Origin of the sequence: Azospirillum sp. B506 (assembly GCF_000333595.1) — a bacterium.
Classification (GTDB): Bacteria; Pseudomonadota; Alphaproteobacteria; order Azospirillales; family Azospirillaceae; genus Azospirillum.
The window spans coordinates 1-9,766 of sequence record NZ_BADK01000772.1 but is presented as its reverse complement, the minus strand read 5'-3'; the positions used below and the strand labels follow the sequence as shown (position 1 = coordinate 9,766).

Sequence of the window (9,766 nt, the reverse complement as noted above, 5' to 3'; positions counted from 1 at the left end):
GACGGACGCCGTGCTGGACCGGTTCGGGATCGGCAAGGCCTATGTCGCGGCGGAGAACCGGTCGGTTTTCGTCGTCGACGCCCATCTGACCTACGCCCGCGAGGTGACGGAAGGGACGGCTCTGCGCTTCGAGTCGCTGCTGCTCGGCGCCGACGCCAAGCGTCTGCACCTGTTCCACGAGATGCGCCATGCCGAGGAAGGATGGCTGGCAGCGACGGCGGAGGTCATGCTGCTCCATGTCGATCTCGGCACGAGGAAGACCAGCCCCTTCCCGCCGGCCGTCGCGGCGGCGCTGGCCGGACAGGCGACCGCCCATGCCGGGCTTCCCCGGCCGCCACAGGCCGGGCGGGCGGTCGTCCGGCTGGATGGTTTCCAAACTGCCGGTTGACCTTCGGGTGGTTGCGTTGACCGGCTATGCCCCCATCTATCGAGGGATGAGAAGCGCACCCGTCCTGTCCATTCGGTCCCGCATCCGTTCGGGCATCCTCGCCGCCGTCGCCGCCGTGCCGATGGTCTTTTCCGTGGGTTCGGCGCTGGCCGATTGCACCGAGGCGGCTCGGCCGACAGTCAACTGGCGGCGTTGCTCGCTGGAGGGTCAGATGCTGACCGGCGTCGATCTCAGCGGGGCGATGCTGCGCGACGCGAGCTTCCAACGCGCCACTCTGGGCGAGGCAAAGCTGACGGATGCCGACGGTTATCGCGCGAAATTCATCAGCGCCACCGCTCCCGGTGCGGTCTTCGACAGGGCACGGCTGATCGAGGCGGATTTCACCCGCGCCGACCTGACCGGCGCCAGTTTCCGCGAGGCCGACCTGCGCAATGCCAAGATGGTCGGGGCATCGCTGGCGCGTGCCGACCTGACCGGCGCCAAGCTCTCCGGAACCGACCTGCGCCACGCCGACCTGTCGGGTGCGCGCTGGACCGACGGCAAGCATGTCTGCGCCGAAAGCTCGGTCGGGCAATGCAACTAAACAGACGGAACACAACCAAAGAGGTTAAAGTAACTCACCCTGCACCCGAAAACCTTCTTGCTGTAAGGGCTTGTACCGCGTAACGTTCGAAATCTAATGATTTCGGACGGACGGCGGTCGTGGCAACTGCGGAGGATTTCGAGCGTTCCAGCGGCCTTGCGGCGAAGGTCATGGAGCGGATGCTGGCTGACCGCTTGCCGCCCACTCCGGAGAATTTCACGCTCTGGTACGTCTATTTCAGCGGCAACAATCCCGATCTGACCCGCGCCATCGATCTGGCCCGCCGCGACGGGCTGGCCGCCTCGCAGACGCTGTGCGACGAGCTGTACCGGCGCTTCTTCACGATGGACGCCGAAGCCCAGGCGATCCGCGAGACCTCCGACAGGGCGCGTTATGCTCTGGGCCGCATATTGGAGCAGCTGGGCAATGTCGGGTCGGAGACGGAGCGGTACGGCAACGCCCTGTCCGGCTTCCGGGAGGAACTGGACCAGCCGCTCAGCCTTCCGGAACTGCGGGCCATGATTGCCGCCATCGCCGCTGAGACCAAGGAGATCGTCAACCGGCAGACGGCGCTCCAGCTCCAGCTTCAGGAATCGAGCCAGCAGCTGGCGGAGATGCGGGTCAGTCTGGACAGCGCCCGGCGCGAGGCGTTGACCGACGGGTTGACCGGCATCGGCAACCGGAAGGCATTCGACGCGATGCTGGACGAGGCGATGGAGGCTGCCGTGCGCGACGAGCAGCCGCTGTCGCTGCTGATGGTCGACATCGACCATTTCAAGGCCTTCAACGACACACACGGCCATCTGGTCGGCGATCATGTCCTGAAGCTGGTCGCCCGCATGCTGACCGAGTGCATCAAGGGACGTGACACCGCCGCCCGGTATGGCGGGGAGGAGTTCGCGATCATCCTGCCGCGCACCAGCCTGGAGAATGCCACCAAGCTGGCCGAGCAGGTGCGCTGTTTCGTCTGTGCCCGCCAGATCGTGAACTGGGCGCGCAACTCCCATTACGGCACCGTTGCCCTGTCGGTCGGCGTCGCCCAGTACCGTCCCGGCGAACCGGCCCTGTCGCTGGTCCGGCGTGCCGATCAGGCGCTCTATGCCGCCAAGCGTGCCGGCCGCAACCGTGTGACGGCCGAGTCCGTCTGAGCCGGCCCCGCTCAGCCGGCCAGCCGCCGCCGCACCATTTCGGTTCCCCGCAACAAGTCCGCCACCAGATCGCCCGCCGGACGCCGCCGCGCCAGCCGCAGCCCCTGACCGGCCCAGAGCGACAGGAACTCAGCCCGCCCGGTCTTGCCGGCGGCGGTGCGCAGCGGACGGGTCAGCGCGTTCTGCAAGGGGAAGGGCAGCACCGCCTCGGGCGCCTGCGGGTCCTCCACCGTCTCCATGAAGCGGTTGACGATGCCGCGGGCGGGCCGACCGGAGAAGGCGCGGGTGATGCGGGTCTGGTCTTCCCGTGCATCCAGGATGGCGGCCTTGTGCGCCTCCGGAATGCCGGCCTCCTCGGTGGTCAGGAAGACGGTGCCCATCTGCACCGCCGTTGCCCCCAGGGCCAGCGCCGCCGCGATGCCGCGCCCGTCCATGATGCCGCCGGACGCGATCACCGGGACGCCCACCGCATCGGCCACCTGTGGCACCAGCGCCATCGTGCCGACCAGATTGGCTCCCCGATCCTTCCAGGCATCGCCGAGGAAGCTGCCGCGATGCCCGCCGGCCTCGCTGCCCTGGGCGATCACCGCATCGACACCGGCCCGCTCCAGTGCCACCGCCTCCGCCACCGTGGTCGCTGTGCCCAGAACCCGCATGCCGCGCGTCCTGGCTGCCGCGATGCTGTCGGCCGGCGGCAGCCCGAAGGTGACGCTGTAGAAGGCGGCCCCACTGTCCAGCATGGCCGCGACCTGCCGCTCGAAGCCGTCGCCGGCATATGCTGGCTCCACCGTCTCCGGCAGGCCAAGCTCGGCATGGAACGCTGCCACGCGGGCCATCGCCTCGGCCATCATCGGTGCCGGTCCCGGAGCCGGCGTCGGTGCGAACAGGTTGATGCCGAAGGGCAGGGCGGTGCGGCTGCGGATATCGCGCGCGCGCTCGGCGATCTGCGCCGGGGTGAGGTAGGCCGCGCCGACGAAGCCCAGCCCGCCGGCTTCGTTGACCGCCGCCACCAGGGACGCCGTATCGCCGCCGCCCGCCATCGGCGCCTGGATCACCGGTGACCGCAGTCCAAGCCGTTCAAGGAACTCCGTGTGAGAGGGCATCTCAGCCTCCGCTGCATCGACGTTGCTGGCGATGCTACGCCTGGGCGGCTTTCACGACCAATGACTTGTTTTGAAGGAAGCGTTCACTTGAAGTGAACGCGGTGCCGCCGCAATTCAGGTCGCCGATGGCAGTCAGTGTCCCGGTTCCGAACCGGGGGTCATCCTGTAGACCTTCAGCTCCATCAGATGTTCCGGGATCGGGTGTCCGGTCAGCCGTGATTTGAGCGCCGCATCGAGGTCCCTGCCGAGATGAACGGAGATTGTCGGTGAATAGTCCTCGATCGTCGGCCAGGGCGGCCGGGTCGGTTTCCGTTGGTTCGCTTTGGGAACATAGACGCTCACCACGGTGCTGTAGCGTTCAGGGTCGTTCGAGCAGGCGGGAGGGCGCCCAGGGCCGATGATGCAGTCTCCGGGACCGGTGAGCGTCCGATGGAGCAGCCACGCCGAAACCGCTTCGTTCGTCAGCACGAGCGCCGGCGATTTGGAGTTGAGACGGACGAGATCGAGCATTTCGGCAAGAGGAAGAACCACATTTCGTTTGTACGGCCGTTCGTTGAACCGAAGCGAGGCGACGGCCCCGACCAGACTGCACAAGGCCAGCGTGGTCAGGGCGATGGCTTGCGACAGCTTCGCACGGGCCGCGAGATCGGCAACGAAGACGGTGAGCAGCGACGACAGGATCGGTGCCAGATAGAGGAAGGATCGCGGCTTGCTGAACCCACCCAGGGACATCAGCACAGGGGGGATGCACAGCAGCAGCAAAAGGTTCAGCGGATTGGCCGCGGTCGCGCGGTCGGCGACCGTCCACATGGCGGCGCCGGAGATCAGGATGATCGGCACGGTCACCCAGGCTTCGGTGATGCCCAGGCTGTTGCCGCCGAAAAAGCCGAGGGCGTTGTTCAGAAGTGCCTGGACCGGTCCATAGTCGAATTGCGTGGCGTGCGGTGTGTGGAAACCTGGCAAGGCCAGGGTGGCCGCCGTGATCAGCCCGGGCAGAGCGAAGAAACCGAACAATGCCCAGAATCTCAGGTCGAATTTCCACTCCAGCCGGCGTTCGATCAGATAGCGCCACAGGCAGAAACAGGCGGCCAGCGGCAGGGCGAGAAAATTCGTCGAAACCGCCAGCCCGAAAGGAATGGCACAGGCGGGAGACGGCCTGGTCAGATAGAACACGAGAAACAGTGCCATCAGCAGCGAGAAAAGCGGATACCAGCGAATCGCATCCCCTTGACTGATCGCCAGTGCATTGAGACCGAACAGCAGAATTGCCGCCAGCCGGACAACCGGTTGCACCGGGTCCTGGTGCCGCCTTTCCAGAACGGTCAGCGTCCAGCCATGGATCAGCATCAGCGCCGCGGCCATGAAAAGGCACGAAGCGGCGCGCATCGCGGTCTCTCCGGCGCCGGCTGCATGCAGCCCGAGAAAGAGCAGATAGGACAAGGGCGGATGAACGTCTCCGCCATGAAGGAAAAAACCGATTGTTTCGGCAATCGTCCGGTTGGCGGTGACGATGCGAAGGCTGTAGATTTCATCGTCGAATGGAAATCTTGAAATCCGTCCGGAAAGGATGGATGCCACAATGAACAATGTTCCGGAGCACAAGGAATCTGCTGCAATATTACGAAGCCGGCTGGTGGGAATAGTCATCGTCATTCTTATGGCCCTTACGACGATATCCGTCGGAACAGTGAGTCCGGCAGGCTCCGGATCACCGCCATGATGAAACGCCAGATCGGGCGGACATAGATGTCGGCCCGTCCACCGGCTTCGGCGCGCAGGATCGCCCGTGCCACCTCGTCGGGAGTGGCGGTCAACAGTGGCGGCAGCCTCAGCCCTTCGGTCATGCGGGTGCGCACGAAGCCGGGCCGGACGGTGACGACGCGGACTCCATGCTGCGCCATCCGGCCACCCAGGCCGGAGAGATAGGCGGTGAAGCCGGCCTTGGCCGAGCCATAGACGTAGTTGGCGGCCCGGCCCCGGTCTCCGGCGACGGAGCTGATGCCCACCACCACGCCGGCGCCCCGTGCCGCCATGGCGTCGGCGACCAGAGCCAGCACCGCCGCGGGTCCGGTGAAATTGCTGCGGATGATGCGGTCGGCCAAGACGGGGGTCCGTTCCGCCGCTGTCTGGTCGCCCAGCAGTCCCACGGCGCAAATGACCACATCCGGCAGGACGGGCAGGCCATCGACGAAGGCGGCGAAGCTGTCCGGTTCGAGGACGTCAAGCAGACGGATCTCGACCGGAACGCCAAAGCGCAGCCGCAGGTCGGCCGCCTCGTCCGCCAGCCGGTGGGAATCGCGGCCGGCAAGGATCAACGCATCGCCGCGCGCCCCATGCCGTCGCGCCGTGGCGCGGGCGATGTCCGAGGTCGCACCGAGGATCAGCACGCTCTTGCGCGGGGTCATAGATCCAGCCGCCGCGATTGCAGCGACCCGAAACGACCGCAAGAGCCATAGGCGGCCCGGATCTCCTGGAAGCGGTCGACCGCCGGATAGCCCCGACGCAGCATGCCGGCATCCATGCGGGCGTCCTTGGCCAGATAAAGCCGGCCGCCATGGTCATCGACGATGGCGTCGAGGCGGCGCAGAAGGGGAAACACCGGTTCCGCCGCCGGAAAATCCAGGGCCAGCGTATAGCCCTCCATCGGAAATGACATCAGTCCCATTCCCTGTTCGCCCAGTGGCTTGAGCATGGCGAGGAAGGAGGGCCAACCCGACCCGGCCGTCTCCGCCAGCAGGCGGCGCAGCCCGGCAGCGGCGGCGGTGCGTGGCAGCACGCATTGGTACTGAAGAAAGCCGCGGCGGCCGTAAAGACGGTTCCAGGCGGGAACGGCGTCGAGCGGATGGAAAAAGGAATCCAGCGCGCTCAGCCGGCGGCGCGGACGGGCAAGACGGTGGTATGCCTCATTGAAGGCCCTGACGCTTGCCCGGTTCAGCAACCAGGATGGACAGCCGGGGGGAACAGCCGGCAGACGGCGGACGGTTCGCGCCAGCGGTGCCTGTCGCAGTTCGGCGGGAAGCTCGTCGAGGCCGGCATGGTCGCCGGTCATCACCACCGCCCGTCCGATCCGCGCGCCGGTGGCGAAGGCGTCGATCCAGGCGACGGAATAGGAGCGATCGTGCAGGCGCCCGAACAGATCCAGCGTCTCGTCCAGCCCTGAGCTGCGGAAAATATCTTCGCGAATCCAGGCCGTTTCGATGGGCCGCAGTCTGAGGGACGCGCGCAGGATGACCCCGGTCAATCCCATGCCGCCCAAGGTTGCGGCGAAGAGATCGGGGTCGCGATCCGGGCTGCAGCGGATCACCCGGCCATCGGCCAGCATGACGTCGCAGAACGCCAGATGGGCGCCGAATCCGCCGTCGCGATGGTGATTCTTGCCGTGAACGTCGGCGGCGACGGCGCCGCCGACGGTAACGAAGCGGGTGCCGGGCGTGACCGCGGGAAACCAGCCGCGCGGCACGAACACATCAAGGATGTCGGCCAGGGTGACGCCGGCCTCGCACAGGAGCAGGCCGGTGGCCGGATCGAAATCGAGCAGGCGGTCCATCGGGACCATCGACAGCATGCCGGCAGGGTTCAGCGACGCATCGCCATAGGAACGCCGTGCGCCGCAGGCGATCATGGAACCGCCGGCCGCGATCCGCCGCAGCACGGCCATCTCGTCCCAGCCCGACACCAGCTGGCCATCGATCCGGGGAAAGCGTCCCCATCCTTCCGCCTTCATTCCCTCCCGCTTCATTCCGTTCGGTATCACGTCATTCGGTATCGCTTCTGGGTATCACAGTGCCCATCCGAGGACGATGACGATCGTCAGGACGCCACAGACCAGGCTGGCGGGATCGGTGGCGGCGAAGGCCACCGGATCGTCCCGCAGGTCGCCGCGATGGGCCAGGATCAGGATCCGGCACAGCCAATAGGCCAGGATCAGCCCGGTTCCCCACAGCGCTTCGGGAAAGCTGTAGAGCCTGACCACCGCCGGACTGTTGATGTAGAGAGCCAGCACCACCAGTGCCGCGGCGCCGAAGGCGGCGGAGAGGCTGGCCAGGATCGGACCGTCCTCCCGGCGATAGGGCCGTCCCGCCGGGTCGCCGAGCCCGGCCTGGACCCGATAGGCAAGATCGGCGGCCCGCTTCATCAAGGCGAGGCACAGAAACAGAAAGACTGAAAACGCCACCAGCCATTCGGACAGCGGCACGGCGAAGACGAGGCCGCCACCGAGCACCCGCATCCCGTACAGGCAGGCCAGCAGCGTCACGTCCAGCGCCAGCAGCCGTTTGATCGCGAGAGAGTAGGCGAGGGAGGCGGCGAAATAGCCGCCGAGGACGGCGGCAAATTCCAGAGAAACCAGCCATCCCAGGATCAGGGCCGCTCCGAGCAGAAGGGGCGGCAGACCCACGCCATAGACGACAGGCAGATCGCCGGCGGCGAATGGGCGCAAACGTTTGATCGGATGCTTGCGGTCGTCGGCCCGGTCGATGATGTCGTTCAGCACATAGCCGGTCGAGGCGCAAAGGCTGAAGGCCGCGATGGCGAGAAGGGCCTTGCCATAGGCGGAGGGAGAGCTGACATGCCCCGCCAGACCCGGCAGCAGGATCAGGAGATTCTTGAGCCAATGATGTGGCCGCGCGGCGGCAAGGAGGAGAAGCGCCCGACTTTTCTTCATCGTTTTCGCGGACCGCGTCGTTGGGCGATGGGCGGCGGTCCGCCCGTCGCGGCGTTTTTCCTACCCCCGCAGCCCCGGCGCCTCCTGCCCGGTGCGCTCGACATACTCGGTGTAGCCGCCGCCATACTGGTGGATCCCCTCCGGCGTCAGCTCCAGCACGCGGTTGGACAGCGCTGCCAGGAAATGGCGGTCGTGCGACACGAACAGCATGGTGCCCTCATAGGCGGCCAGCGCCTGGATCAGCATCTGCTTGGTGTCGAGGTCCAGATGGTTGGTCGGCTCGTCCAGCACCAGGAAGTTGGGCGGGTTGAACAGCATGATCGCCATCACCAGCCGGGCCTTCTCGCCGCCCGACAGCACGCGGCATTTCTTCTCCACATCGTCGCCGGAGAAGCCGAAGCAGCCGGCCAGCGCCCGCAGCGACCCCTGGCTGGCCTGCGGGAAATGCGCCTCCAGCGATTCGAAGATGGTCTGCTCGCCATCCAGCAGCTCCATCGCGTGCTGGGAGAAATAGCCCATCTTGACGCTGCCGCCGACGGTGACGGTGCCGCTGTCCGGCTCGCTCGCCCCGGCGATCAGCTTCAGCAGGGTCGATTTGCCGGCACCGTTGACGCCCATGACGCACCAACGTTCCTTGCGGCGGATGGTCAGATCCAGCCCTTCATAGATGGAGCGGCTGCCATAGCCCTTGTGGACGTTCTTCAGCACCGCCACGTCGTCGCCGGAACGGGGGGCCGGCGGGAAATCGAAGGTCACGACCTGACGGCGCTTGGGCGGCTCGAAGCGTTCGATCTTGTCCAGCTTCTTCACCCGGCTCTGCACCTGGGAGGCGTGCGAGGCGCGGGCCTTGAAGCGCTCGATGAACTTCAGCTCCTTCGCCAGCATCGCCTGCTGGCGTTCGAATTGCGCCTCCTGCTGCTTCTCCTTCAGCGCCCGCTGCTTCTCGTAGAAGCTGTAGTCGCCGGAATAGCTGGTCAGGGTGCCGCCGTCGATCTCGATGATCTTGGTGACGATGCGGTTCATGAACTCGCGGTCGTGCGAGGTCATCAGCAGCGCGCCCTCGTATCCCTTCAGGAAGCCTTCCAGCCAGATCAGGCTTTCGATGTCCAGATGGTTGCTCGGCTCGTCGAGCAGCATGGCGTCGGGGCGCATCAGCAGGATGCGGGCCAGCGCCACGCGCATCTTCCAGCCGCCCGACAGGCCGCCTACGTCGCCGTCCATCATCTCCTGGCTGAAGCTGAGGCCGGCCAGAACCTCGCGCGCCTTGCCCTCCAGTTCATAGCCGCCAAGTTCGTCGAAGCGGGCCTGGACCTCGCCGTAGCGTTCGATGATGGCGTCCATCTCGTCAGCGCGGTCAGGGTCGGCCATGGCGGCTTCCAACTCCGCCAGCTCGGCGGCGACGACGCTGACCGGCCCGGCGCCGTCCATCACCTCGGCAACGGCGGAACGGCCGGACATCTCGCCGACATCCTGGTTGAAATAGCCGATGCTGACCTGCTTCTCGATCGCCACCTGACCGCCGTCCGGCTGTTCCTCGCCGGTGATCATGCGGAACAGGGTGGTCTTGCCGGCGCCGTTGGGACCGACCAGCCCGATCTTCTCACCCCGGTTGAGCGCCGCGGAGGCCTCCAGGAACAGGATGCGGTGACCGTTCTGCTTGCTGACGTTATCGAAGCGGATCATGGGCGGCAGGGGTCCTTGAGGCGTGATGCTTTGGGGCGATGGCGGCCCCTTATGCCACAGGATGTGCGCCGCAGCAGAGTCCTGATCGGCCGGAGCCAGGGCTGAAAAACACGTCGGGCGCGGTCTTTCCCCCGCGCCCGACGCTTCACCCTACAAAGCCGACCCTCAGATCACGTCCATCAAATGACGTAGGTCAGT

9 protein-coding genes are annotated in these 9,766 nt (G+C 66.3%); 3 read left to right on the top strand and 6 right to left on the bottom strand.

All coding sequences use genetic code 11. From position 1 onward, the window contains the following. From I71_RS24215 to I71_RS24205, 3 genes are all read left to right on the top strand, one after another. Positions 1–388 (top strand): thioesterase family protein (locus I71_RS24215; protein WP_042699593.1); only part of this gene is annotated, 388 nt, incomplete at its 5' end. A gap of 46 nt (positions 389–434) precedes the next feature. Next, on the top strand, positions 435–971 hold the full coding sequence (locus tag I71_RS24210) for a pentapeptide repeat-containing protein (RefSeq protein ID WP_083897377.1): 537 nt from the start codon (positions 435–437) through the stop codon (positions 969–971). A gap of 119 nt (positions 972–1,090) precedes the next feature. Then, positions 1,091–2,119 (top strand): GGDEF domain-containing protein, encoded by a 1,029-nt coding sequence (locus I71_RS24205; protein WP_042699584.1) that lies wholly within the window; start codon positions 1,091–1,093, stop codon positions 2,117–2,119. A gap of 11 nt (positions 2,120–2,130) precedes the next feature. On the opposite strand, the gene I71_RS24200 is transcribed toward I71_RS24205, so the two are convergent. From I71_RS24200 to I71_RS24175, 6 genes are all read right to left on the bottom strand, one after another. Further along, positions 2,131–3,222 (bottom strand): nitronate monooxygenase family protein, encoded by a 1,092-nt coding sequence (locus I71_RS24200; protein ID WP_042699582.1) that lies wholly within the window; start codon positions 3,220–3,222, stop codon positions 2,131–2,133. Positions 3,223–3,354: 132 nt separating this feature from the next. Then, the gene (locus I71_RS24195) at positions 3,355–4,875 is read right to left on the bottom strand and encodes a hypothetical protein (protein WP_211098431.1); all 1,521 of its coding nucleotides are present in this window, start codon (positions 4,873–4,875) and stop codon (positions 3,355–3,357) included. A gap of 11 nt (positions 4,876–4,886) precedes the next feature. Continuing rightward, on the bottom strand, positions 4,887–5,627 hold the full coding sequence (locus I71_RS24190) for an SDR family oxidoreductase (RefSeq protein ID WP_042699576.1): 741 nt from the start codon (positions 5,625–5,627) through the stop codon (positions 4,887–4,889). Next, the gene (locus I71_RS24185; RefSeq protein WP_042699573.1) at positions 5,624–6,946 is read right to left on the bottom strand and encodes an FAD-binding oxidoreductase; all 1,323 of its coding nucleotides are present in this window, start codon (positions 6,944–6,946) and stop codon (positions 5,624–5,626) included. Before I71_RS24185 ends, I71_RS24190 begins: the two co-directional genes overlap by 4 nt. Positions 6,947–7,000: 54 nt before the next feature. Beyond that, positions 7,001–7,885, bottom strand: a complete 885-nt coding sequence (locus I71_RS24180; protein ID WP_049976313.1) for a UbiA family prenyltransferase — start codon at positions 7,883–7,885, stop codon at positions 7,001–7,003. A gap of 60 nt (positions 7,886–7,945) precedes the next feature. After that, positions 7,946–9,568: an ABC-F family ATP-binding cassette domain-containing protein gene (locus tag I71_RS24175; RefSeq protein WP_042699570.1), complete on the bottom strand. Its 1,623-nt coding sequence runs from the start codon at positions 9,566–9,568 to the stop codon at positions 7,946–7,948. Between the last annotated feature and the right edge of the window lie 198 nt (positions 9,569–9,766).

Coding starts and splice junctions, on each gene's coding strand:
- I71_RS24180 (WP_049976313.1), bottom strand. CDS start 7,885: ATGAAGAAAAGTCGGGCGCTTCTCCTCCTTGCCGCCGCGCGGCCACAT.
- I71_RS24190 (WP_042699576.1), bottom strand. CDS start 5,627: ATGACCCCGCGCAAGAGCGTGCTGATCCTCGGTGCGACCTCGGACATC.
- I71_RS24195 (WP_211098431.1), bottom strand. CDS start 4,875: ATGACGATGACTATTCCCACCAGCCGGCTTCGTAATATTGCAGCAGAT.
- I71_RS24210 (WP_083897377.1), top strand. CDS start 435: ATGAGAAGCGCACCCGTCCTGTCCATTCGGTCCCGCATCCGTTCGGGC.
- I71_RS24175 (WP_042699570.1), bottom strand. CDS start 9,568: ATGATCCGCTTCGATAACGTCAGCAAGCAGAACGGTCACCGCATCCTG.
- I71_RS24185 (WP_042699573.1), bottom strand. CDS start 6,946: ATGAAGGCGGAAGGATGGGGACGCTTTCCCCGGATCGATGGCCAGCTG.
- I71_RS24200 (WP_042699582.1), bottom strand. CDS start 3,222: ATGCCCTCTCACACGGAGTTCCTTGAACGGCTTGGACTGCGGTCACCG.